25 protein-coding genes and 1 pseudogene are annotated in these 23951 nt (G+C 61.4%); 20 read left to right on the top strand and 6 right to left on the bottom strand.

Going from position 1 to position 23951, the window contains the following annotated elements; genetic code table 11:
- Nucleotides 1-14 precede the first annotated feature (14 nt).
- The 4 genes and pseudogenes from coaBC (at nucleotide 15) to argB (ending at nucleotide 4284) form a co-directional block, all read left to right on the top strand.
- On the top strand, nucleotides 15-1223 hold the full coding sequence (gene coaBC, locus BLU46_RS17045) for a bifunctional phosphopantothenoylcysteine decarboxylase/phosphopantothenate--cysteine ligase CoaBC (RefSeq protein WP_017476702.1): 1209 nt from the start codon (nucleotides 15-17) through the stop codon (nucleotides 1221-1223).
- Nucleotides 1224-1228: 5 nt separating this feature from the next.
- Nucleotides 1229-1684, top strand: a complete 456-nt coding sequence (dut, locus tag BLU46_RS17040; RefSeq protein ID WP_003213270.1) for a dUTP diphosphatase — start codon at nucleotides 1229-1231, stop codon at nucleotides 1682-1684.
- A gap of 252 nt (nucleotides 1685-1936) precedes the next feature.
- A pseudogene (locus tag BLU46_RS17030) lies at nucleotides 1937-3358 on the top strand (phosphomannomutase/phosphoglucomutase); the annotation flags it as partial.
- Nucleotides 3359-3378: 20 nt separating this feature from the next.
- Nucleotides 3379-4284, top strand: a complete 906-nt coding sequence (gene argB, locus BLU46_RS17025) for an acetylglutamate kinase (protein WP_003213275.1) — start codon at nucleotides 3379-3381, stop codon at nucleotides 4282-4284.
- A gap of 171 nt (nucleotides 4285-4455) precedes the next feature.
- Here the strand turns inward: argB and pyrE are convergent, their stop codons facing one another.
- Entirely contained in the window at nucleotides 4456-5100 is a 645-nt protein-coding gene (pyrE, locus tag BLU46_RS17020; RefSeq protein WP_063033848.1) for an orotate phosphoribosyltransferase, read from the bottom strand.
- Nucleotides 5101-5182: 82 nt separating this feature from the next.
- Between pyrE and BLU46_RS17015 the strand changes: the two genes are divergently transcribed.
- Nucleotides 5183-5962, top strand: a complete 780-nt coding sequence (locus BLU46_RS17015) for an exodeoxyribonuclease III (protein ID WP_003176915.1) — start codon at nucleotides 5183-5185, stop codon at nucleotides 5960-5962.
- Nucleotides 5963-6020: 58 nt separating this feature from the next.
- On the opposite strand, the gene BLU46_RS17010 is transcribed toward BLU46_RS17015, so the two are convergent.
- Nucleotides 6021-6389, bottom strand: coding sequence for a DUF4870 domain-containing protein (locus BLU46_RS17010; protein WP_017476705.1), 369 nt, complete (start codon nucleotides 6387-6389; stop codon nucleotides 6021-6023).
- A 22-nt stretch (nucleotides 6390-6411) separates the two neighbouring features.
- The gene (gene rph, locus BLU46_RS17005) at nucleotides 6412-7134 is read right to left on the bottom strand and encodes a ribonuclease PH (protein WP_063033847.1); all 723 of its coding nucleotides are present in this window, start codon (nucleotides 7132-7134) and stop codon (nucleotides 6412-6414) included.
- Between the two features lie 217 nt (nucleotides 7135-7351).
- On the opposite strand from rph, the gene BLU46_RS17000 reads away from it, so the two are divergent.
- The 6 genes from BLU46_RS17000 to BLU46_RS16975 all read left to right on the top strand — a co-directional run bounded on the left by BLU46_RS17000 (nucleotide 7352) and on the right by BLU46_RS16975 (nucleotide 12656).
- Nucleotides 7352-8215: a YicC/YloC family endoribonuclease gene (locus BLU46_RS17000; protein ID WP_093203689.1), complete on the top strand. Its 864-nt coding sequence runs from the start codon at nucleotides 7352-7354 to the stop codon at nucleotides 8213-8215.
- Nucleotides 8216-8226: 11 nt separating this feature from the next.
- Nucleotides 8227-8847, top strand: a complete 621-nt coding sequence (gmk, locus tag BLU46_RS16995; RefSeq protein ID WP_003213284.1) for a guanylate kinase — start codon at nucleotides 8227-8229, stop codon at nucleotides 8845-8847.
- Nucleotides 8848-9014: 167 nt separating this feature from the next.
- The gene (gene rpoZ, locus BLU46_RS16990; protein ID WP_003176920.1) at nucleotides 9015-9278 is read left to right on the top strand and encodes a DNA-directed RNA polymerase subunit omega; all 264 of its coding nucleotides are present in this window, start codon (nucleotides 9015-9017) and stop codon (nucleotides 9276-9278) included.
- Nucleotides 9279-9338: 60 nt separating this feature from the next.
- A complete protein-coding gene (gene spoT, locus BLU46_RS16985; RefSeq protein ID WP_008439435.1) occupies nucleotides 9339-11444 on the top strand; it encodes a bifunctional GTP diphosphokinase/guanosine-3',5'-bis pyrophosphate 3'-pyrophosphohydrolase in 2106 nt (701 codons plus the stop codon).
- A gap of 24 nt (nucleotides 11445-11468) precedes the next feature.
- The gene (locus tag BLU46_RS16980; RefSeq protein WP_003213288.1) at nucleotides 11469-11849 is read left to right on the top strand and encodes a RidA family protein; all 381 of its coding nucleotides are present in this window, start codon (nucleotides 11469-11471) and stop codon (nucleotides 11847-11849) included.
- 63 nt (nucleotides 11850-11912) lie between these two features.
- The gene (locus BLU46_RS16975; protein ID WP_017476707.1) at nucleotides 11913-12656 is read left to right on the top strand and encodes a hypothetical protein; all 744 of its coding nucleotides are present in this window, start codon (nucleotides 11913-11915) and stop codon (nucleotides 12654-12656) included.
- A gap of 43 nt (nucleotides 12657-12699) precedes the next feature.
- Here BLU46_RS16975 and BLU46_RS16970 read toward each other — a convergent pair whose 3' ends face one another.
- The gene (locus BLU46_RS16970) at nucleotides 12700-13551 is read right to left on the bottom strand and encodes an SDR family oxidoreductase (protein ID WP_093203684.1); all 852 of its coding nucleotides are present in this window, start codon (nucleotides 13549-13551) and stop codon (nucleotides 12700-12702) included.
- A 189-nt stretch (nucleotides 13552-13740) separates the two neighbouring features.
- On the opposite strand from BLU46_RS16970, the gene exbB reads away from it, so the two are divergent.
- The 9 genes from exbB to BLU46_RS16925 all read left to right on the top strand — a co-directional run bounded on the left by exbB (nucleotide 13741) and on the right by BLU46_RS16925 (nucleotide 22378).
- Nucleotides 13741-14727: a tonB-system energizer ExbB gene (exbB, locus tag BLU46_RS16965; protein WP_093203679.1), complete on the top strand. Its 987-nt coding sequence runs from the start codon at nucleotides 13741-13743 to the stop codon at nucleotides 14725-14727.
- Nucleotides 14728-14733: 6 nt separating this feature from the next.
- Nucleotides 14734-15159 carry a TonB system transport protein ExbD gene (gene exbD, locus BLU46_RS16960; RefSeq protein ID WP_017476711.1) on the top strand — a complete coding sequence of 142 codons (426 nt, stop codon included), beginning with the start codon at nucleotides 14734-14736 and terminating at the stop codon, nucleotides 15157-15159.
- Nucleotides 15156-15905, top strand: a complete 750-nt coding sequence (locus BLU46_RS16955; RefSeq protein WP_003213297.1) for a TonB family protein — start codon at nucleotides 15156-15158, stop codon at nucleotides 15903-15905. Before exbD ends, BLU46_RS16955 begins: the two co-directional genes overlap by 4 nt.
- 167 nt (nucleotides 15906-16072) lie before the next feature.
- Nucleotides 16073-16408, top strand: a complete 336-nt coding sequence (locus BLU46_RS16950; RefSeq protein WP_017476713.1) for a cupredoxin domain-containing protein — start codon at nucleotides 16073-16075, stop codon at nucleotides 16406-16408.
- 3 nt (nucleotides 16409-16411) lie between these two features.
- Complete coding sequence (locus tag BLU46_RS16945) at nucleotides 16412-17230, top strand: FTR1 family iron permease (protein WP_093203675.1); 819 nt, start codon at nucleotides 16412-16414, stop codon at nucleotides 17228-17230.
- 20 nt (nucleotides 17231-17250) lie between these two features.
- Nucleotides 17251-17781 (top strand): iron transporter, encoded by a 531-nt coding sequence (locus BLU46_RS16940; protein WP_063033841.1) that lies wholly within the window; start codon nucleotides 17251-17253, stop codon nucleotides 17779-17781.
- A 113-nt stretch (nucleotides 17782-17894) separates the two neighbouring features.
- The gene (locus tag BLU46_RS16935) at nucleotides 17895-18815 is read left to right on the top strand and encodes a hydrogen peroxide-inducible genes activator (protein WP_017476716.1); all 921 of its coding nucleotides are present in this window, start codon (nucleotides 17895-17897) and stop codon (nucleotides 18813-18815) included.
- Between the two features lie 8 nt (nucleotides 18816-18823).
- Complete coding sequence (recG, locus tag BLU46_RS16930) at nucleotides 18824-20899, top strand: ATP-dependent DNA helicase RecG (RefSeq protein ID WP_017476717.1); 2076 nt, start codon at nucleotides 18824-18826, stop codon at nucleotides 20897-20899.
- A 78-nt stretch (nucleotides 20900-20977) separates the two neighbouring features.
- Nucleotides 20978-22378: an aminoacyl-tRNA deacylase and HDOD domain-containing protein gene (locus BLU46_RS16925; RefSeq protein WP_093203672.1), complete on the top strand. Its 1401-nt coding sequence runs from the start codon at nucleotides 20978-20980 to the stop codon at nucleotides 22376-22378.
- A 118-nt stretch (nucleotides 22379-22496) separates the two neighbouring features.
- On the opposite strand, the gene BLU46_RS16920 is transcribed toward BLU46_RS16925, so the two are convergent.
- Both BLU46_RS16920 and tagQ read right to left on the bottom strand, forming a co-directional pair.
- Complete coding sequence (locus BLU46_RS16920; RefSeq protein ID WP_010168229.1) at nucleotides 22497-22877, bottom strand: hypothetical protein; 381 nt, start codon at nucleotides 22875-22877, stop codon at nucleotides 22497-22499.
- 125 nt (nucleotides 22878-23002) lie between these two features.
- Nucleotides 23003-23926 (bottom strand): type VI secretion system-associated lipoprotein TagQ, encoded by a 924-nt coding sequence (gene tagQ, locus BLU46_RS16915; protein ID WP_093203668.1) that lies wholly within the window; start codon nucleotides 23924-23926, stop codon nucleotides 23003-23005.
- Nucleotides 23927-23951 lie beyond the last annotated feature (25 nt).

Genomic DNA, 23951 nt, shown 5'->3' with positions numbered 1-23951 from the left:
GGAAAGGCAAGCCAATGCAGCGTCTGTATCGGAAACGCATCGTTCTCGGCGTCGGCGGCGGCATTGCCGCCTACAAGAGCGCAGAGCTGGTTCGCAGGCTCCTCGACCAGGGCGCCGAAGTGCGCGTGGTCATGACCCGGGGCGGCAGTGAATTCATTACCCCGCTGACCATGCAGGCCCTGTCCGGCCACCCGGTTCATCTCGACCTGCTGGACCCCGCAGCCGAAGCTGCCATGGGCCACATCGAGCTGGCCAAATGGGCCGACCTGGTGCTGATCGCTCCGGCCACCGCCGACTTGATCGCCCGTCTGGCCCAAGGCATTGCCGACGACCTGCTGACCACCCTGGTGCTGGCCACCGACGCCACCGTCGCCATCGCCCCGGCCATGAACCAGGCCATGTGGCGCGACCCGGCCACCCAAGCCAACACCCAACTCCTGCAAAGCCGTGGCCTCAAGGTCTTCGGGCCGGCCTCCGGCAGCCAGGCCTGCGGCGACGTGGGCCTGGGCCGCATGCTCGAAGCCACCGACCTCGCCCAATGCGCCGCCGACTGCTTCCAGCACCTGGCCCTGACCGGCAAGCACGTGCTGATTACCGCCGGCCCGACCCAGGAAAACATCGACCCGGTGCGCTACATCACCAACCATAGCTCAGGAAAAATGGGCTTTGCCCTGGCTGAAGCGGCGGTCGAGGCAGGCGCCCGGGTAACCTTGATCACCGGCCCGGTGCATCTGCCGACTCCGGATCGTGTCACCCGAATCGACGTAGTCAGCGCCCGCGACATGCTGGCGGCCTGTGAAGCGGCGATTCCCTGCGATCTGTTTATCGCGTCGGCTGCGGTAGCGGACTACCGCCCGGAAGTGGTTGCACCGCAGAAACTCAAGAAAGACCCTACAAGCGGCGACGGCCTGCTCCTGCAAATGGTCCGTAACCCGGACATTCTGGCGACCATCGCCACCCGTGAAGACCGCCCGTTCAGCGTCGGCTTCGCTGCCGAAACCGAGCATTTGCTGGACTATGCCGCACGCAAATTGAAAGACAAGAATCTCGACCTGATTGTCGCCAACGATGTCGCCAACCCGAGCATCGGCTTCAACAGCGAGGAAAATGCCATCAGCGTGATCGACCGCGAGTTGCACGCTACCGTTTTCGCCCAGACCAGCAAGGGCAAGATTGCCCGCCAACTGATCTCTTTTATCGCCCTACGGCTGAACCAGGTTTAATTTCCATGCACGCTTTGCAAGCCAAGATCCTCGACCCACGCATCGGCAACGAATTCCCGCTGCCGGCCTACGCCACTCCAGGCTCCGCCGGCCTCGACCTGCGCGCCATGCTCAAGCAGGACACCGTGCTTGAGCCGGGCCAGACCATTCTGATTCCGACCGGCCTGTCGATCTACGTGGGCGACCCTGGCCTGGCGGCGCTGATCCTGCCGCGCTCCGGCCTGGGCCACAAACACGGGATCGTCCTCGGCAACCTGGTGGGCCTGATCGACTCGGACTACCAGGGCGAGTTGATGGTGTCCTGCTGGAACCGTGGCCAGACCGCGTTCAACATTGCCGTCGGCGAGCGCATTGCCCAGCTCGTGCTTGTGCCGGTGGTGCAGGCGCACTTCGAGCTGGTCGAAGAGTTCGACGAAACCCAGCGCGGTGCAGGTGGCTTCGGACATTCCGGCAGCCACTGACTAAGCTGAAATGACTTAGCCGGACAAGCCGGGTGCCTCACCCGGCCTGACGCCAACGCATGGCCTTTCAGGATGAAGAATGCGCGGAACTTATCAGCAAGATTTCCCCAGTGAAATCAGGGCATTAAGCGGGCGAAAGGGCGGTGCTTCGGCGCCGATGGCACTTTTGCACCACGAACTCTATGCCAAAAACGCCGTCTTACCCTTCAGTTTGAGCCTGCCGGTCAGTACCCCTGAGGCCAGCCCCGCCCCTTATCGATGGAGTTCCCCCCCGCAATGAGCAACGCAGCCCGAGTCGCCCCGACGGTTCCCGACAGCATTTTCCGCGCCTATGACATCCGTGGCGTGGTCCCCAAGACCCTGACCGCCGAGACCGCCTACTGGATCGGCCGTGCCATTGGCTCCCAGAGCCTGGCCCAGGGCGAGCCCAATGTTTCCGTAGGCCGTGATGGCCGCCTGTCCGGCCCCGAGCTGGTGGAGCAACTGATCCAGGGCCTGGCCGACAGCGGCTGCCATGTCAGCGACGTGGGCCTGGTGCCGACGCCTGCGCTGTACTACGCGGCCAACGTACTGGCCGGCAAGTCGGGCGTGATGCTCACCGGCAGCCACAACCCGTCGGACTACAACGGCTTCAAGATCGTCATCGCCGGCGACACCCTGGCCAACGAACAGATCCAGGCCCTGCACACCCGCCTGAAGACCAACGACCTGACCAGCGGCACCGGCAGCATCACCAAGGTGCAAATCCTTGAGCGCTACTCGGACGAAATCACCCGCGACGTCAAACTCGCCCGCCGCCTGAAAGTGGTGGTGGACTGCGGCAACGGCGCGGCCGGCGTGATCGCCCCGCAACTGATCGAAGCCCTGAATTGCGAAGTGATCCCGCTGTTCTGCGAGGTCGACGGCAACTTCCCTAACCACCACCCGGACCCGGGCAAGCCTGAGAACCTGGTGGACCTGATTGCCAAGGTCAAGGAAACCGGCGCCGACCTGGGCCTGGCTTTCGACGGCGACGGCGACCGCGTCGGCGTGGTGACCAACACCGGTAATATCGTGTTCCCGGACCGCCTGTTGATGCTGTTTGCCCGTGACGTCGTGGCGCGCAATCCGGGCGCCGAGATCATCTTCGACGTCAAATGCACCCGTCGCCTGACGCCGCTGATCAAGGAATACGGCGGTCGTCCGCTAATGTGGAAGACCGGTCACTCGTTGATCAAAAAGAAAATGAAAGAAACCGGCGCCCTGTTGGCCGGCGAAATGAGCGGTCACGTATTCTTCAAGGAACGCTGGTTCGGTTTTGACGACGGTATTTACAGCGCCGCTCGTCTGCTGGAGATCCTCAGCAAGGAAAAATCCACCGCCGAAGACCTGTTTGCAACCTTCCCGGATGATATTTCTACGCCAGAGATCAATATCCATGTGACCGAAGAGAGCAAATTCAGCATCATTGACGCACTGCACGATGCGCAATGGGGCGAAGGCGCCAACCTGACCACCATTGACGGCGTGCGGGTCGATTACGCCAAAGGCTGGGGCCTGGTTCGCGCATCCAACACCACACCGGTGCTGGTGCTGCGTTTCGAGGCGGATTCCGAGGCTGAGTTGCAGCGCATCAAGGACGTGTTCCACGCCCAGTTGAAACGTGTTGCCCCTGATCTCCAATTACCGTTCTGATTTTTGTACCGGAGCCCTGAATGACCCTCGAACGCGAAGCCGCCGCCAATACCGCCAAGGTCCTTTCCGAAGCGTTGCCTTACATTCGACGCTACGTCGGCAAGACGCTGGTGATCAAGTACGGCGGCAATGCCATGGAAAGCGACGAGCTGAAAACCGGCTTTGCCCGCGACATCGTGTTGATGAAAGCCGTCGGGATCAACCCGGTGGTGGTACACGGTGGCGGCCCGCAAATCGGTGACCTGCTCAAGCGCCTGTCCATCGAGAGTCACTTCATCGACGGCATGCGTGTCACCGACGCCCAGACCATGGACGTGGTGGAGATGGTCCTGGGTGGCCAGGTGAACAAAGACATCGTCAACCTGATCAATCGCCATGGCGGCAGCGCCATCGGCCTGACCGGCAAGGACGCCGAGCTGATCCGGGCGAAGAAGCTCACCGTGACCCGCAAGACCCCGGAGATGACCCAGCCGGAAATCATCGACATCGGCCAGGTGGGCGAAGTGATCGGCATCAACACCGACCTGCTGAACCTGCTGGTGAAAGGCGATTTCATCCCGGTGATCGCGCCAATCGGCGTGGGTGCCAACGGTGAGTCCTACAACATTAACGCTGACCTGGTGGCCGGCAAGGTGGCTGAGGCGCTGAAGGCCGAGAAGCTGATGCTGCTCACCAACATCGCCGGCTTGATGGACAAGGAAGGCAAGGTCTTGACCGGCCTGACCACCCAGCAAGTGGACGACCTGATCGCCGACGGCACCATCTACGGCGGCATGCTGCCGAAGATCCGCTGCGCGCTGGAAGCGGTGCAAGGCGGTGTTGGCAGCTCGTTGATCCTGGATGGCCGGGTTCCGAATGCGATCCTGCTGGAAATCTTCACCGACACCGGTGTGGGTACGCTGATCAGCAATCGCAAGCGCCCTTAAAGCGCTGCAAACAAAAAAAAGCCCCCGCTCAATTCGATTGAACGGGGCCTTTTCTATGTACTCGGTCTGAAAATGTGGGAGCGGGCTTGCTCGCGAAAGCGGCGGGTCAGTCGACACATATATCAACTGACAAGCCGTATTCGCGAGCAAGCCCGCTCCCACATGGATCTTCTAAACGCCGAACTGCTCGCGATAGGCCTTGACCGCCGGCAAATGCTGCTTGAGCTGCGGGTCGTCTTCCAGGAACTGCAGCACTTGGTTCAACGAAACAATGCTCACCACCGGAATCCCGAAATCACGCTCCACTTCCTGGATCGCCGACAATTCACCGTTGCCACGCTCCTGGCGGTTCAGCGCGATCAGCACGCCGGCTGCCTTGGCGCCGTCCTGGGAAGCGATGATCTGCATCACTTCGCGAATCGCCGTACCGGCAGTGATCACGTCGTCGATGATCAGCACGTCGCCCTTGAGCGGCGCGCCCACCAGGCTACCGCCTTCGCCATGAGCCTTGGCTTCCTTGCGGTTGAAGCACCAAGGCAAATCCAGCCCGTGATGTTCGGCCAACGCCACGGCGGTCGCGGCGGCCAGGGGAATGCCCTTGTAGGCCGGGCCGAACAGCACGTCGAAGGAAATACCGCTTTCAACGATGGCGGCCGCATAAAAACGACCCAACTGCGCCAGGGCAGAACCTGAGTTGAAAAGGCCGGCATTGAAGAAGTAAGGGCTGGTACGCCCGGACTTCAGGGTGAACTCACCGAAGCGCAATACGCCGCGATCGATGGCAAAACGAATGAAATCGCGTTGATACGCCTGCATGAAAAAAGCCTCAGATACCACGGATTTAGCTAATTAGGTAGACGGCGTGTATCATACACGCACGCGATTTTTGGGGCCATTTATGCGGATCATCAGTGTGAACGTCAATGGTATTCAGGCTGCAGTCGAGCGTGGTTTGCTCAGTTGGCTGCAAGCCCAGAATGCCGACGTCATCTGCCTGCAGGACACCCGCGCCTCCGCCTTTGAACTGGACGACCCAGCCTTCCAACTGGATGGCTACTTCCTTTATGCCTGTGATGCCGAAGTTCCCGCCCAAGGCGGCGTGGCTTTGTATTCGCGGTTGCAACCCAAGGCGGTCATCAGCGGCCTCGGCTTCGAGACAGCCGACCGCTACGGGCGCTACCTGCAAGCCGATTTCGACAAGGTCAGCATCGCGACCTTGCTGCTTCCATCAGGGCAGAATGGCGATGAAGACTTGAACCAGAAGTTCAAGCTAATGGACGATTTCGCCCGTTATCTGGATAAACAGCGGCGCAAACGTCGCGAGTACATTTACTGTGGCTCGCTGTACGTGGCGCAACAGAAGCTGGATATCAAGAACTGGCGCGACAGCCAGCAATCCCCGGGTTTCCTGGCGCCGGAACGGGCCTGGATGGACGAGATTGTCGGCAACATGGGCTATGTCGATGCCCTGCGGGAAGTCAGCCGCGAAGGCGACCAGTACAGCTGGTGGCCGGATAACGAACAGGCCGAGATGCTCAACCTCGGCTGGCGTTTTGACTACCAGTTGCTGACGCCAGGCCTGCGACGATTTGTGCGCAGCGCACGCCTGCCACGCCAGCCGCGCTTCTCGCAGCACGCGCCGCTGATCGTGGACTACGACTGGACATTGACCATCTAAGGTCTTTTTCCAGGCACAAAAAAACCGACGTCGCTGTCGGTTTTTTTGTGGGCGGTGGTTATTTGATCAACCGCAACGTCCACGGATAACGATAAGCCACGCCCTTGTTGGCCTTGATGCCCCCAATGATCGTCATCACCACCGCGCCGATCACCAGGACGGTCATCAACACGAAGCCGATCACGATAAAACCCAGCAGGAAGCAGACCGCCCAGGCAATGCCCACGGTGATCTGGAAATTCAGCGCTTCCTTGCCCTGATCATCAATGAACGGGTCCGTATCCTTCTTCACCTGCCAGAGAATCAAAGGCCCCAGCAGGCTGCCGAACGGGAACATCAAGCCGAAAAACGCCGCGAAGTGACAGAGCATCGCCCACTGGCGAACTTCCTTGGACGGTGTCGGCAGTGGAAGTTGACTGTCACTCATGGCGTAGCTCCTTGGGTTTGAATCAGTCGGCCAGTGCGGCGTTCTGCAATTCGAAGATATCGGTCATGCCTTTCTGGGCCAATGCCAGCATGGCATTCAGGTCCGCCGGCTGGAATGGCGCGCCTTCGGCGGTGCCCTGCACTTCGATGAAACCACCGGTGCTGGTCATCACCACGTTCAGGTCGGTCTCGGCAGCCGAATCTTCAAGATAGTCCAGATCCAGCACTGGCTCGCCCTGATACATGCCTACCGATACAGCCGCGATCATCTGCTTGAGCGGATCGCCGCCTTTCAGGCCGCCACGCTTCTTGATGACTTTGAGCGCATCGACCAGGGCAACCATAGCGCCGGTGATGGACGCCGTGCGAGTGCCACCGTCAGCCTGGATCACGTCGCAGTCGACGTACAGGGTCACGTCGCCCAGCTTGGACATGTCCAGCGCAGCACGCAGGGAACGACCGATCAGGCGCTGGATTTCCAGGGTGCGCCCGCCTTGCTTGCCACGACTGGCTTCACGCTGGTTACGCTCGCCGGTGGCGCGCGGCAGCATGCCGTATTCGGCAGTCAACCAACCCTGGCCCTGGCCCTTGAGGAAACGCGGCACGCCGTTTTCGACGCTGACGGTGCAGATAACCTTGGTATCGCCAAACTCGACCAGTACAGATCCCTCGGCGTGTTTGGTGTAGTTGCGGGTGATGCGGATCGAGCGGAGCTGATCGGCAGCGCGACCACTTGGACGTTTCATAGGGGATACCTGTACGGAGGACGAAAAACTGCCGAGCATTATAGAGCCGCCAGCCCTGATCAGCACTTCTAAAAAATCCTGTTACAAACCCGGTCACCGAAGCCACTGTTTGGGGCCATCCGTCCCGTTGAGCTACAATCCTGCGCCTTCGCAGCCTGTCGGCTTCAATCTACCCATCAGCCCGCCTGTTTGCGGGACTGCATCGCGAGGTACTTCCATGGTGCACAGCATGACCGCCTTCGCCCGCGTCGAAAAAGCCGGCGTCCAAGGCACACTGAGCTGGGAGTTGCGCTCGGTCAACAGCCGCTACCTGGAGCCGCACCTGCGCCTGCCGGAATCGTTTCGCGACCTCGAAGGCGCCGTCCGTGAAGCGCTGCGCCAGGGCATCTCTCGCGGCAAGCTGGAATGCACCCTGCGCTTCACCGAGGAAACCACCGGCAAGCCGTTGCAGGTGGATCGCGAGCGCGCCGCCCAATTGGTCGCCGCCGCCGAAACCATCGCCAGCCTGATCAAGCAACCTGCCGCCATCAACCCGCTGGAAGTCCTGGCCTGGCCCGGCGTGCTGGTGGCCGACGCCACCGACCCGCAGGCGTTGAATGCCGAAGCCCTGGCCCTGTTCAACCAAGGCTTGAAAGAACTCAAGGCCGGCCGCGAGCGCGAAGGCGCCGAGCTGGCCCGCCTGATCAGCGACCGCCTGACCTCCATCGAAGAAGACGTGGTCACCCTGCGCGAACTGGTGCCGCAGATGCTTGCCACCCAGCGCCAGAAGGTCCTCGACCGCTTCGCCGACATGCAGGCCGAACTGGACCCGGTGCGCCTGGAGCAGGAGATGGTACTGCTGGCGCAAAAGAGCGACGTCGCCGAAGAACTCGACCGCCTGAGCACCCACATCCTGGAAGTGCGCCGAGTGCTCAAGTCTGCCGGTGCCGCCGGTCGGCGCCTGGACTTCCTGATGCAGGAACTCAACCGCGAAGCCAATACACTGGGCTCCAAAGCCTTTGATCCGCGCAGCACACAGGCTGCGGTCAACCTCAAAGTGCTGATCGAGCAAATGCGCGAACAAGTACAGAATATCGAGTAAGGCACCCTGACATGACCCACAGCACCGGCACCCTTTACATCATTTCCGCCCCATCGGGTGCGGGCAAAAGCAGCCTGGTCAAAGCCCTGACCGACGCTGACGAGCAGATCCGTATCTCGGTGTCCCACACCACCCGCGCCATGCGCCCGGGTGAAGTGAACGGCGTGCACTACCACTTCGTCGAGCGCACCGAGTTCGTCAAGATGATCGAGCACGGTGATTTCCTGGAGCGCGCCGAAGTCTTCGGCAACCTTTACGGCACCTCCCAAAGCCACCTGCAGCAGACCCTGGACGAAGGCCACGACCTGATCCTGGAAATCGACTGGCAGGGCGCCGAGCAAGTGCGTCAACTGATGCCCAAGGCCCGCTCGATCTTCATCCTGCCGCCGTCGCTGGAAGCGTTGCACCAGCGCCTGACCAACCGCGGCCAGGACAGCGACGAGATCATCGAAGGTCGCATGCGCGAAGCCGTCAGTGAAATGAGCCACTACGTCGACTACGACTACCTGATCATCAACGACGATTTCGCCCACGCACTGGACGACTTGAAGGCGATTTTCCGCGCCAATCAGCTCCAGCAAAAGCGTCAGCAGCAGCGTTTCGGCAAATTATTGGCCGAACTGCTCGGTTGATTGGCTCTTCCCAAAACCGCTGCAAGGGCTTTACATTGGCACTTGTAGCGCGTTTGCGATGGCCTGCGAAAAATCAGCGCTTCCCTAAACGCTGGTGATTTTTTAAACTGTTCAGTCCGCTCGCCCAACCGGGCAGCGCGCATATTGCATTCGCTCCGAGGAATACCATGGCCCGCGTAACCGTTGAAGACTGCCTAGAACACGTGGATAACCGCTTTGAGCTGGTCATGCTCTCTACCAAGCGTGCCCGTCAACTGGCCACTGGCGGCAAAGAGCCTCTGGTCCAGTGGGAAAACGACAAGCCTACCGTTGTAGCCCTGCGTGAAATCGCTGAAGGCCTGATGAGCTACGAGTTCATCGCCAACGCCGAAATCGTTGAAGACGAACCGCTGTTTGCAGCGTTCGAGGACGAGTCCAACGAGGCCGTCTAAGCCTATGCCTGGTCGACGTAGCACGGCGCGGGGTCACAGCCAACGGCAGGAGTTAATACTTTGCCGAGCATAGACGCCCTCGCCGATCGCTTATCGACCTACCTCGGCCCAGACCAGGTCAACCTGGTCCGCCGAGCGTATTTCTACGCCGAACAAGCCCACGACGGCCAACGCCGCCGCAGTGGCGAGGCGTATGTCACGCATCCTCTTGCCGTGGCAAACATTCTTGCCGACATGCACATGGACCATCAGAGTTTGATGGCCGCAATGCTGCATGACGTGATCGAAGACACCGGCATTGCCAAGGAAGCGCTCAGCGCGCAATTTGGCGAAACCGTGGCCGAACTGGTCGATGGGGTCAGCAAACTGACCCAGATGAATTTCGAAACCAAGGCCGAAGCTCAGGCAGAAAACTTCCAGAAGATGGCCATGGCCATGGCCCGGGACATCCGGGTGATCCTGGTCAAGCTGGCCGACCGGCTGCACAACATGCGCACGCTGGAGGTGCTGTCCGGCGAAAAACGCCGGCGCATCGCCAAGGAAACCCTGGAAATCTACGCGCCCATCGCCAACCGGCTGGGCATGCACGCCATTCGTATCGAATTCGAAGACCTCGGCTTCAAGGCCATGCACCCGATGCGTTCCGCGCGCATTTATCAGGCGGTCAAACGCGCCCGGGGCAATCGCAAGGAAATCGTCAACAAGATCGAAGAGTCCCTGAGCCATTGCCTGGCGATCGATGAGATCGAGGGCGAGGTCAGCGGCCGGCAGAAACACATCTACGGCATCTACAAGAAGATGCGCGGCAAGCGTCGGGCCTTCAACGAGATCATGGACGTGTACGCGTTCCGGATCATCGTCGACAAGGTCGATACGTGCTACCGCGTGCTGGGCGCTGTACATAATTTGTACAAACCCCTGCCGGGTCGTTTCAAGGACTACATCGCGATTCCCAAGGCCAACGGCTATCAGTCGCTGCACACCACGCTGTTCGGTATGCACGGGGTGCCGATCGAGATCCAGATCCGCACCCGCGAAATGGAAGAGATGGCCAACAACGGCATCGCCGCCCATTGGCTGTACAAATCCACCGGCGACGAGCAGCCAAAAGGCACCCACGCCCGCGCCCGCCAGTGGGTCAAGGGCGTGCTGGAAATGCAGCAACGTGCCGGCAACTCCCTGGAATTTATCGAAAGCGTGAAGATCGACCTGTTCCCGGACGAGGTCTACGTGTTCACGCCAAAAGGCCGGATCATGGAGCTGCCAAAAGGCTCCACGGCGGTCGACTTTGCCTACGCGGTGCACACCGACGTGGGTAACAGCTGCATAGCCTGTCGGATCAATCGTCGACTGGCCCCGCTGTCGGAACCGCTGCAAAGCGGCTCCACGGTGGAGATCGTCAGCGCACCGGGCGCACGCCCGAACCCGGCCTGGCTCAACTTTGTGGTCACCGGCAAGGCCCGCACCCATATCCGTCACGCCCTGAAACTGCAACGCCGTTCCGAGTCCATCAGCCTGGGCGAACGCCTGCTGAACAAGGTGCTCAACGGCTTCGACAGCTCCCTGGACAAGATCCCGGCCGAGCGCGTGCAGGCGATGCTCCACGAGTACCGTCAGGAACTGATCGAAGACTTGCTGGAAGACATCGGCCTGGGCAATCGCATGGCCTATGTAGTCGCCCGCCGCCTGCTGGGCGAAGGCGAACAGTTGCCAAGCCCCGAAGGCCCGCTGGCGATTCGCGGCACCGAAGGCCTGGTGCTCAGCTACGCCAAGTGCTGCACGCCGATCCCGGGCGACCCGATTGTCGGCCACCTGTCCGCGGGCAAAGGCATGGTGGTGCACCTGGACAACTGCCGCAATATCAGTGAAATCCGCCACAACCCCGAGAAATGCATCCAGCTTTCGTGGGCCAAGGATGTCACCGGCGAATTCAACGTCGAGCTGCGGGTCGAGCTGGAACACCAGCGCGGCCTGATCGCCCTGCTGGCCAGCAGCGTCAATGCGGCCGACGGCAATATCGAGAAAATCAGCATGGACGAACGCGATGGCCGCATCAGCGTGGTCCAACTGGTGGTCAGCGTGCACGACCGCGTGCACCTGGCCCGCGTGATCAAGAAACTGCGCGCCCTGACCGGGGTCATCCGCATCACCCGCATGCGCGCCTAGCCCATCCATTACAAGGAGTCATTCATGACCAAGACTGTTATCACCAGCGACAAGGCACCAGCAGCAATCGGTACTTATTCCCAGGCGATCAAGGCGGGCAATACCGTCTACATGTCCGGCCAGATTCCACTGGACCCAAAAACCATGGAGCTGGTTGAAGGCTTTGAAGCCCAGACCATCCAGGTCTTTGAAAACCTGAAGTCGGTTGCCGAAGCTGCGGGCGGTTCGTTCAAGGACATCGTCAAACTGAACATCTTCCTCACCGACCTGAGCCACTTCGCCAAGGTTAACGAGATCATGGGCAAGTACTTCGAACAGCCGTACCCGGCCCGCGCCGCCATCGGCGTTGCCGCCCTGCCAAAGGGCGCGCAGGTTGAGATGGACGCCATTCTGGTCATCGAGTAAAACATCCGGCGCAGCGCTTCCACGGGAAGGCTGCGCCGAATTGGTTCTTGGAAGGATTTCGTAATGCGCAAAGCGCTCGTTGCCTCTTCGTTGCTCGCCCTGCTGCTCGGCGGCTGCGCCAGCAATCCCGCCGACCTGGATGTGAGCGGCACCTGGATCAACCAGGCCGCCATCGACGCGGCAGCCAAGGGCGGCCCTTTGCGTGAAGCCCTGCAGAGCTACGGTCCGAACCTCGAATGGGAGGTGAACACCAAAGCATCCCAGGCCCGCTACTACAACGGTTTTGAAGTAGCTGAAGGCAAGTTGCTGGGTGAAAAATCCGGCGCCTGGAGCGTCGATTTCTACGGCGGCTCCGCCACCGAACTCAAGCGTAAAGGCAAACTATTGCTGCAAGGGGCCAATGATAACGAGCCCGAGCAACTGTTCGCCCGTGCCAAGGACCCGGCCCCTGAAGGCGCGCCACTGGGCGCCAACTTCGAACGCACCCTGTATGCCGCCTATATGGGCGGCACCTGGAAAATCAGCAGCGGTAATGGCGAAGGCGCGACGGTGCAGTTCCAGGCCAATGGCCAGGTGACCGGCTTGCCGGGTGCTGATCAGTACTCGCTGTGCCTGGCGGGCGATTGCGCTTCCATGAGCGGCGGCTACGACAGTATCTGGTTGCAGTTGAACGGCCAGGGCAACCCGTGGATCTTTGCGCGCAAGGGCAAGCAACTGGAGATCTTCCAGGCGATCAACACCGCCCAGGCCGACGAGGTGCCCTCGTTTACCCCCGGGCCGCGACAGTGGTTGCTGGAAAAACAGTGACGCAAAAAAGGAGCCCTAAGGCTCCTTTTTCTTAATGCCGCAATCAACCCTCAAGAATCGCCGCATACCCTTCGCGATAACTCGGATAACGCGGCACCCAGCCCAACGCCTTGGCCCGGGCATTGCTACATTGCTTGCTACCGGCGCGTCGTACGCTGGCGTTCTCAGCCCATTCGGTCACGCCCAGGTATTCGCGCAACCAGCCAACCACCTCGGCCAGCGGGGCCGGAGCATCGTCGACGCCGATGTAGCAATTATCCAGCACACCGCCCTGCTCCACGTGCTGCAGCAAAAACGCCAGCAAACCCGCTGCGTCATCCGCGTGAATCCGGTTGCCATATAAAGGCGGATCAATCGCCACGCGATAACCCTGGCGCACTTGGCTCAACAACCACTCCCGACCTGGACCATAAATCCCGGTAAGGCGCACGACACTGGCGGGAATCCCACTATTCAATGCCACTTGCTCGGCTGCCAGCATCACTTGTCCGGAATAACCGCCTGCCTTGGTCTCGGAGCTTTCGTCGACCCACTCACCGTTCTGCTGCCCATACACACTGCTGCTGGACACAAACAGCAAGTGTTTAGGTTCCTGGCCGTAGTCGTTCAACCATTCCAGCACATGCCGCAACCCTTGCACGTACGCAGCACGATAGCCCGCCTCGTCGTGATCGGTGGCCGCCGCGCAATACACCAGGTAATCCACCCCGCCCACCGGCCAGGTGTCGGGACAGTCTTCATTGAACAGGTCGCCGGCAATCCCGATAACGCCCTTGGGAAGGCGCGAGATATCCCGCCGCAGGCCATGAACCTCCCAGCCCTGGGCCAGCAATTGGGTGGCCAGACGGCTACCGACATCGCCGCAACCGGCAATCACCACAGAAGGCGCAGACATCACAAAACTCCATTCTTAAAGGTCAAGATTAGCCCCCGCAGATGACCAGCGGCCAGCAAAACGACAAATAAAGTAACTGTATTACTTCTGTTAACAAGAATTACTTGCAATAATAACCGCCCATTTGTCCTCGACCCGTTACGGTCTGGAAGGACGCTCACTCATTTTTTTATCTCAGGTCCGGCCAGCATGACACGCATTACATCCCCCGCTTCGCCAACCAAGCCTCACAGCCCATCCCGCGCCTGGCGTGCGATTGCTGCAGTGCTGTTCAGCGTTCTGCTGGCACCGACCGCCGCCTTCGCCGACAACACCGCGCCGGCCGCCCCGCCTGCAGCGACCGCGCCAGCCCACGAGCAAAACGCTGCTGCGCCAGCCGCCGCACCGGCCGCTACCGACCCGGCCCTGGCCGCCGAAGGCGCACCGGCTGACGATTCCGGTGTCGTGCTGGAAGAAGACAACAGCCTGGGCATGGCCCACGACCTGTCGCCCTGGGGCATGTACCAGAACGCTGACATCATCGTGAAGATCGTGATGATCGGCCTGGCCATCGCCTCGATCATCACCTGGACCATCTGGATCGCCAAAGGCTTCGAGCTGCTGGGCGCCAAGCGTCGCCTGCGTACTGAAATCGTCCACCTGAAAAAAGCCACCACCCTTAAAGAAGCCAGCGAAAGCGCGGCGAAAAAAGGCACCCTGGCGCACCTGCTGGTTCACGACGCACTCGAAGAAATGCGCCTGTCGGCCAACAGCCGTGAAAAAGAAGGCATCAAGGAACGTGTCAGCTTCCGTCTTGAGCGCCTGGTTGCCGCCTGCGGTCGCAACATGAGCAACGGCACCGGCGTGCTGGCCACCATCGGTTCCACCGCGCCCTTCGTCGGCCTGTTCGGTACCGTGTGGGGCATCATGAACAGCTTCATCGGCATCGCCAAAACCCAGACCACCAACCTCGCCGTCGTGGCTCCCGGCATCGCCGAAGCCCTGCTGGCAACGGCACTGGGCCTGGTTGCCGCGATTCCTGCGGTAGTCATCTACAACGTCTTCGCCCGTTCGATCGCCGGCTACAAGGCCCAGGTGTCGGACGCTTCGGCAGAAGTCCTGTTGCTGGTCAGCCGTGACCTCGATCACCTGCCTACCGAGCGCAGCTCGCAACCGCATATGGTGAAAGTGGGGTAATCGGCCATGGGCCTGCATTTGAATCAAGGCGACGACGAGCTCGTCGAGAACCACGAAATCAACGTCACACCGTTTATTGACGTGATGCTGGTGCTGCTGATCATCTTCATGGTGGCCGCACCACTGGCCACTGTGGACATCAAGGTCGACCTGCCCGCTTCCAGCGCGAAACCTGCGCCGCGGCCGGAGAAACCGATATTCCTCAGCGTCAAGGCGGACCAGCGTCTGTTCCTGGGCGAAGAAGAAGTCAAATCCGAAACCCTGGGCGCGGTGCTCGACGCCAAGACCCAGGGCAAGAAAGACACGACCATCTTCTTCCAGGCCGACAAGGGCGTGGACTACGGCGACCTGATGAGCGTGATGGATGCCCTGCGGGCAGCCGGCTACCTCAAGGTAGGCCTGGTCGGACTTGAGACGGCAGCCAAGAAATGATCACGACGCGCCACAAACTGACGCGTTATGGCACCAGCCTCGCCGTCGTGCTGGGCGTCCACGCCGTCGCGATCATCATCGCGCTCCAGTGGTCGGCGCCACACATGGTCCAGCTGCCTCCGGCTGCCATGGTCATCGACCTGGCACCGATGCCGGCGCCACCACCTCCGGCCCCGCCGAAGGTGATCACGCCGCCACAACCGCCTGCTCCGGTGGAAGAGCTGCCATTGCCGAAGCTGGCCGAGGCACCGAAGCCGACGATCCAGGTGCCAAAGCCGGTCAAGCCCAAGCCAAAACCACAGCCGCCCAAGCCTGTGGAGAAGAAGCCCGATCCGCCCAAGGAAAAACCTTCCGAAGAGCCGCCGAGCGAAACTCCGCAGAACAACGCGCCTACGGAGAAGTCCGCTCAGCCACAACCGGGCCCTTCACCGCAGCAGATCGCGGCCAAGGCCACCTGGGAAAGTACCCTGCTGGGCCACCTGCAGAAGTACAAGAAGTACCCGCCGGGCGCCCAGGCCCGTGGCAAGGAAGGCCTGAACCGCTTGCGTTTCGTGGTGGATGCCGATGGCAACGTGCTGTCCTATGAACTGGTGGGCCGCTCTGGCAACGCCGATCTGGACCGCGCCACCCTCGACATGATCCGTCGCGCCCAGCCGCTGCCCAAGCCACCGGCCGACATGTTGAAAGGCGGCAGCATCGAGATCGTTGCGCCGTTCGTTTACAACATCGAAAAACGTCGCCGGTAATCCTCACCGTAGGCACCCTCGGGTGCCTACGGTTGCTGCTCACTCCCCCGCACATCCCGCAACCTGAACCAGGCTTGAACAAGCTGGCACCTAACACGATCTTCACTTGTAACATTTAAAGACAAAGCCAATTATCCGCGAATCGTTCTCATTAGCGGACATTCGGCATGCCCAACCTTGCCCGGCTGGCTCTCCTCCTACTGGTTTTTCCCGTCGCAGCGCAGGCAGATCAGCTGGTCACCCTGGTCATTCAAAACCACACCTTCAGTCCCTCGACGTTCGAGGTGCCGGCCGGTGAGCGTTTCCGCATTCAACTCACCAGCCACGACGAAAGCGTCGATGAGTTCGAAAGCTACGACATGAAATTCGAAAAAATCATCGTCCCCGGCAACACCGTCACGGTGTTTGCCGGCCCGCTGCATCCCGGCACCTACACCTTCTTCGATGACTACCACCCGGACCAGGCCAAAGGCACGGTCACTGCTGTCGCGGCCAAGGAGTAAGCCATGCTGGCCTGTCTGTTGATCGTGTTTCGAGAAGTGCTGGAAGCCGGGATTGTGGTGGGCATCGTGATGGCCGCCACCCAAGGTCTGGCTCGGCGTGGCCTGTTTATCGGTGGAGGGATTGCGGCCGGCGTACTCGGTGCCGGCATCTTGGCGCTGTTTACCGGCGCAATCACCCAGGCGCTGCAAGGCTTCGGCCAGGAAATCTTCAACGCGGCCATTCTGGTGGTCGCCGTGGTGATGCTGGGCTGGCACAACCTGTGGATGGCCAGTCACGGACGCGAGCTGGCGACCCAACTGCGCAGCGCCGGCAATGCGGTACTCACTGGCGAAAAATCCCTCTGGGCCCTGGCCGTGGTCATCACCGTGGCCGTGCTGCGCGAAGGCTCGGAAATCGTGCTGTTCCTTTACGGCATCGCCGCGTCGAGCCAGGCAGACCCGCTCTCGATGCTGGCAGGCGGCGTGCTCGGCATCGCCGCCGGGGCCGCGTTGTCTTGGCTGATGTATCGCGGCCTGGTCGCCATCAGCCTCAAGCGTCTGTTCTCGATTACCGGCTGGATGATCGCCTTGCTCGCCGCCGGCATGGCCGGCCGGGCCGCTGCGATCCTTGCCGGTATCGACCTGATTCCCGCCTGGGGCTACCAGCTCTGGGACACCTCCTGGCTGGTCTCCGAAGCCAGCCTTACCGGCCGGGCACTGACCGCGCTGGTGGGCTACACCGACCGGCCGCTGGGGGTCCAGTTGGTCGCCTGGTCCGTCACCCTCGCGCTCCTGGTGCTCGGTAACCGCTTGATGCATTCACGCCCGACGCAATCACGTTAACGTCCCCGAGGAGCCCCACCATGAAACACCTGCGCAACCCCTTGGCCACCGCACTGGTACTTGCAAGTGCCCTGGCCGCTTCCGCCCTGGTCCAAGCCCGCGAATACCCGATTGGCGGGCCCGTCCAAGTCAACGACATGGAAATCGCCTCCTCGTATCTGGTGGGCATCGAAATGGCCCCGATGCCGCCGGGCATGGTGATGAGCAAGGACTCGGTGCACCTTGAAACGGACGTGCACGCCACCGCCGACAACAAGTACGGCCTGTCCAATGGTGAATGGGTGCCCTACCTGACCATCACCTACTCGCTGGTCAAGCAAGGCTCGCCCGACTACAAGGAAATCGGCACGCTGCTGCCGATGGTGGCCAAAGACGGCGCTCACTACGCCAACAACGTGAAAATGGACGGCCCCGGCACCTACACCGTGGTGCTGCGCTATGAAAGCCCGCAAATCAAAGGCTTCTTCCACCATGTGGACAAGGAAACCGGCGTACCGGAATGGTGGGGGCCCTTCACCAAAACCTTCACCTTCAAATACCCGCAAAGCTGAAAGCATGAATGCGATACCTGATTACCAGGTGTCGTAAACCCCATGCTGTCTGATAACGTGCGTCTATCGATTGCAGCCGGTATGCTTGGCCCGCAACCTCATGGACGCCCGCTATGACTCTTACAGAATTACGCTACATCGTTACCCTCGCCCAAGAGCAGCACTTCGGCCACGCGGCCGAGCGTTGCCACGTCAGCCAGCCGACGCTGTCGGTGGGTGTGAAGAAGCTTGAAGACGAACTCGGTGTGCTGATTTTCGAGCGCAGCAAAAGCGCCGTGCGCCTAACGCCCGTCGGCGAAGGCATCGTTGCCCAGGCCCAGAAGGTTCTGGAACAGGCCCAAAGCATTCGCGAGCTGGCCCAGGCCGGTAAAAACCAGCTAACCGCCCCGCTGAAAGTCGGCGCCATCTACACCGTCGGCCCGTACCTGTTCCCGCACTTGATTCCGCAACTGCACCGCGTCGCGCCGCAGATGCCGCTGTATATCGAAGAAAACTTCACCCACGTGCTGCGCGACAAACTGCGCAACGGCGAGCTGGACGCGATCATCATCGCCCTGCCGTTCAACGAGGCAGACGTGCTGACCCTGCCGCTCTACGATGAGCCGTTCTACGTGCTGATGCCGGCGTCCCACCCGTGGACGCAAAAAGAAACCATCGACGCCGCCCTGCTCAACGACAAGAGCCTGCTGTTGTTGGGCGAAGGCCATTGCTTCCGCGACCAGGTGCTGGAAGCCTGCCCGACCCTGACCAAAGGCAACGACGGCGCCAAGCACACCACCGTGGAGTCCAGTTCCCTGGAAACCATTCGCCATATGGTCGCGTCCGGCCTGGGCATTTCGATCCTGCCGTTGTCGGCGGTGGACAGCCATCACTACGCCCCCGGCGTGATTGCCGTACGCCCACTGACGCCGCCGGTGCCATTCCGCACCGTGGCAATTGCCTGGCGCGCCAGCTTCCCGCGCCCGAAAGCGATTGAAATCCTCGCCGACTCGATCCGCCTGTGTTCGGTGGCCAAACCGCCTGCTGCGAGCTAAGTAACGGTATGACTGAGCTGTCGCAGGTGTCGGTGACGGCACTCAAGGGTGTCGGGGAGGCCATGGCCGAGAAATTGGCCAAGGTCGGCCTGGAAAATCTCCAGGACGTGTTGTTCCACCTGCCCCTGCGTTACCAGGACCGCACCCGCGTGGTGCCCATCGGCCAGTTGCGCCCGGGGCAGGACGCGGTGGTTGAAGGCACCGTCAGCGGCGCCGACGTGGTGATGGGCAAGCGCCGCAGTTTGGTCGTGCGCCTGCAAGACGGCACCGGCGGCCTGAGCCTGCGCTTCTACCACTTCAGCAACGCCCAGAAGGAAGGCCTCAAGCGTGGCACCCGCGTGCGTTGCTACGGCGAAGCCCGGCCCGGCGCCTCGGGGCTGGAAATCTACCACCCGGAATACCGCGCCATTACCGGCGACGAACCGCCACCGGTGGACACCACCCTCACACCGATCTACCCGCTCACCGAAGGCCTGACCCAACAGCGCCTGCGCCAGTTGTGCATGCAAACCCTGACGATGCTCGGGCCAAAAAGCCTGCCCGACTGGCTGCCTCAGGAACTGGCGCGCGACTATCAATTGGCACCACTGGATGATGCGATCCGCTACCTGCATCACCCACCTGCCGACGCCGATGTCGACGAACTGGCCCTCGGTCATCACTGGGCCCAGCATCGCCTGGCGTTTGAAGAACTGCTGACCCACCAACTCTCCCAGCAACGCCTGCGCGAAAGCATGCGCTCCCTGCGCGCACCGGCAATGCCCAAGGCTACACGCCTGCCCGCGCAATACCTGGCCAACCTGGGGTTTGCACCAACCGGCGCCCAGCAACGGGTCGGCAATGAAATCGCCTACGACCTGAGCCAGAAAGAACCCATGCTGCGGCTGATCCAGGGCGACGTGGGCGCGGGTAAAACCGTGGTCGCCGCCCTCGCCGCCTTGCAGGCCCTCGAAGCCGGTTATCAAGTGGCGCTGATGGCGCCCACCGAGATTCTCGCCGAACAGCACTTCATCACGTTCAAGCGCTGGCTCGAACCACTGGGCCTGGAAGTCGCGTGGCTGGCCGGCAAGCTCAAGGGTAAAAACCGTGTAGCCGCCCTGGAACAGATCGCCGCTGGCGCCCCGATGGTGGTGGGCACCCACGCGCTGTTCCAGGACGAAGTGAAGTTCAAGAACCTGGCGCTGGTGATCATCGACGAACAACACCGCTTCGGCGTGCAGCAGCGCCTGGCCTTGCGCCAGAAAGGCGTGGGCGGCCGCATGAGCCCGCACCAGTTGATCATGACTGCCACGCCGATCCCGCGCACCCTGGCCATGAGCGCGTACGCCGACCTCGACACGTCAATCCTCGACGAACTGCCGCCGGGCCGAACGCCAGTCAACACGGTGCTGGTCACCGATACCCGCCGGGTCGAAGTGATCGAACGGGTGCGCGGTGCCTGTGCCGAAGGGCGCCAGGCGTATTGGGTGTGCACGCTGATCGAAGAGTCGGAAGAGCTGACTTGCCAGGCCGCCGAAACCACCTATGAAGACCTCACCAGTGCCCTGGGCGAACTCAAGGTCGGGCTGATCCACGGCCGCATGAAGCCGGTGGAAAAGGCCGCGGTGATGGCCGAGTTCAAGGCCGGCAACCTGCAATTGCTGGTGGCGACCACGGTGATCGAAGTCGGCGTGGACGTCCCCAACGCCAGCCTGATGATCATCGAGAACCCCGAGCGCCTGGGCCTGGCGCAACTGCACCAATTACGTGGCCGCGTCGGCCGGGGCAGCGCTGCCAGCCATTGTGTGCTGCTGTACCACCCGCCGCTGTCGCAGATTGGCCGCCAGCGCCTGGGCATCATGCGTGAGACCAACGACGGTTTCGTGATCGCCGAAAAAGACCTCGAACTGCGCGGCCCAGGCGAAATGCTTGGCACCCGCCAGACCGGCCTGCTGCAATTCAAGGTGGCCGACCTGATGCGCGATGCCGACCTGTTGCCCGCCGTGCGCGATGCCGCCCAGGCGTTGATCGAGCGCTGGCCTGAACATGTCAGCCCGCTGCTGGATCGCTGGCTCAGGCATGGGCAGCAATACGGCCAAGTGTGACGGCTGACTCACTTAGACGACCCTCACTTGTATCAAGCTGGTTATACTCCAATGACTGTAGGAAATTGGATTCAGGCCATGTCAGAAGTTGCCCTCGCCACAGCCCCACCGACCGCACCCTCGGTGATTCGGACGCTGCTTGCAAAGCTCGCTATCAGCTACACGGAAGTTACCGAACGCCCTGGCCTGAACCCGGCACAGAAGGTTCAGGCCGTGCTGCTCGATGATGCCGTGGGTGCACTCATGGTGCTGTTTCCGCAGAACCAACTGCTGGACCTCAACCGCCTGGCCGAACTCACCGGCCGCCGCCTCACGGCCGTATCGCCGGAGCGCCTCGAGCGCATGCTCGGCAAGCACAGCCTGAGCCTGCTGCCCGGCCTGCCGCCGCTGACCAGCTCCCCGTGCCTGTACGAAGAAAGCCTGTTGCGCGAGCCGACCGTGCTGGTGCACTCGGGCGAAGCCGGGCTGCTGCTGGAGATTTCCAGCGAGGCCTTCAAGAGCATGCTGACCAAGGCCAGCGCCGCGCATTTCGGCGAACCGCTGAGCAACATCCGGCCAAACCTCGATCGCCCCAACGACGACCGCGAGGAAATCACCCAGGCGATGCAGGCGTTCACCGCCCGCCGTATCCAGCAGCGCCTGGAAGCGACCATCGAGATTCCACCGCTGGCCGATACCGCGCAAAAGATCATCAAGCTGCGGGTCGATCCCAACGCCACCATCGACGACATCACCGGCGTCGTCGAAACCGACCCGGCCCTGGCCGCCCAAGTGGTGAGCTGGGCTGCGTCGCCCTACTACGCCTCGCCGGGCAAGATCCGCTCGGTGGAAGACGCCATCGTTCGCGTGCTGGGCTTTGACCTGGTGATCAACCTCGCGCTGGGCCTGGCCCTGGGCAAGACCTTGAGCCTGCCCAAGGACCACCCGCAACAGGCCACGCCGTACTGGCACCAGTCGATCTACACCGCCGCCGTCATCGAAGGCCTGACCCGCGCCATGCCCCGCGCCCAGCGCCCGGAAGCCGGCCTGACCTACCTGGCCGGCCTGCTGCACAACTTCGGCTACCTGTTGCTGGCCCACGTCTTCCCGCCGCATTTCTCGCTGATCTGCCGGCACCTGGAGGTCAATCCGCACCTGTGCCACAGCTACATCGAACAGCACCTGCTGGGCATCAGCCGCGAGCAGATTGGTGCGTGGTTGATGCGTTATTGGGACATGCCGGACGAACTGTCCACGGCCCTGCGCTTCCAGCACGATCCGACCTACGACGGCCAATATGCGGAATACCCGAACCTGGTGTGCCTGGCCGTGCGCTTGTTGCGCAGCCGTGGCATCGGCTCCGGGCCGGATGAAGCCATCCCGGACGAACTGCTGGAGCGCCTGGGGCTGGCCCGGGACAAGGCAGAGGATGTGGTGAGCAAGGTGCTGGACGCGGAAACGTTGTTGCGCGAGTTGGCGTCGCAGTTCAGTCAGGGATAAATCGGGCGCCTGTGATACCGCTATCGCAGGCAAGCCAGCTCCCACACTGACCGAGTTCTACCTATAGAAACGCGGTACATGTGGGAGCTGGCTTGCCTGCGATGAATTCACCTCGGTCTTAAGCCTTCGGCTTTTTCTTCGGCTTCAAATACTTGGTCAACCCCTGGAACCAGATCACCAGCGCCGGGTTGCCCTTGATCTGGATCGACTTGTCCTGAATCCCCGTCATGAACGCCAGTTGCTTGTTCTTCGCCTGCATCGTGGCGAAGCCGTAGGCAGCGTCTTTAAAGGCGATGGCGAACGCAGGCGCGGGATGAACACCCGAACGGCTGGTAATGCGCTGGTCTTTGACGATGAAGTGACGGGCAACCTTGCCGTCGAGGGTCTGCAGCTGGAACGCCAGGTCCTTGTCACCCAACTGCTGCTGGAACGCAGGGTTGGTGCGGCTGGCTTTGCCCATCAACAGGCCAAGCATCCAGAGAAGAAAACGAAATTTCATGCACACGGCCTCAGTGTAATTATTGGGTGGCCGCAGCAGTTTAACGATTTGTGCAAATAACGCTACCGATCTCCCGTTTTAGCAGGAGATCGGTTGGCGTTTACCGCTTATAGCAACAACTTTGCTTAGACGTTAGGGCAAGGAACCGGTGCCCAGTCCGCCAGGTTTGGATCACGGCAAGTGCCTTCGATCTGCGCTTTACCGGCGCTGGCAACCTGCTTGCTTTCGGCTTGCTTGGTCTGGGCGGTCTGGATGGTTTTCTCGGTGGCTACGGCTTCTTTCGGCACGGTTGGCAGTACCGGCTTTTTCGCGACTTTTACCGGCTTCTTGCCTTTGGTCGGCGTCACCACCGGCGCGGTATCGGCAGTCGCAACAGTGACTACGTCAGCACGTTGTACCCCCACTTGTTGCAGATCCTGCTCGTACGCCTGGGTGTAGTTGTTCAGGTCTTCGCTGGCCTTGCCGTTGACCGCGACAATCAGGTCGTTGGACTCTTTCAGGCCGGAGACGATTTCTGCCAGACGCTTGCGGCCTTCGACGTCGTTGACGGTCTTGGCCTTGCGGTCAGCCACCAGCTTGGTGAATGCGCTTTGGTAGCACTGCTGGGACGCCTTGGCGTACGCGGTGCTGCGGTCGATGTCGGAAGCGCGCTTGTTGACGTCAGTGGCGTAGGAGGCGATGCGCTGGTTGTCATCGGTGATCTGCTTCTGGCGCTCGGTGTAGTAACCCGCAGCACCACCGGCCAGGGCGCCGCCCGCTGCACCGATGGCAGCATTGCGGCCGCGCTTGTCGGAGTCACCGGTCAGGGCGCCCAGCAAGGCACCACCGGCTGCACCCAGAGCGGCACCGGTAACCACTGACTTGGTCAGGTCCGAATCAGTAGCGCGCAGGTGCTGCACCGGCTCGTAGCAGTTCGGGTAGTACTCGACCTTGGTGGTCGAGGCGACCTTGTTGGTCGGCGACGTTGCGCAACCGGTCAGCACGGTGCTGAAGCCAGCGGCAATCAACAGCAGATGACGCTTGGAAACTGCCTTACGGGAAAAAATCATCGTTGTGTTCTCTTTTAAGTTTGAC

It is taken from the genome of Pseudomonas yamanorum, from assembly GCF_900105735.1.
GTDB classification, from domain to species: domain Bacteria; phylum Pseudomonadota; class Gammaproteobacteria; order Pseudomonadales; family Pseudomonadaceae; genus Aquipseudomonas; species Aquipseudomonas yamanorum.
The sequence above is the reverse complement of the archived record's forward strand: the minus strand, read 5'-3'. Positions and strand labels throughout refer to the sequence as shown.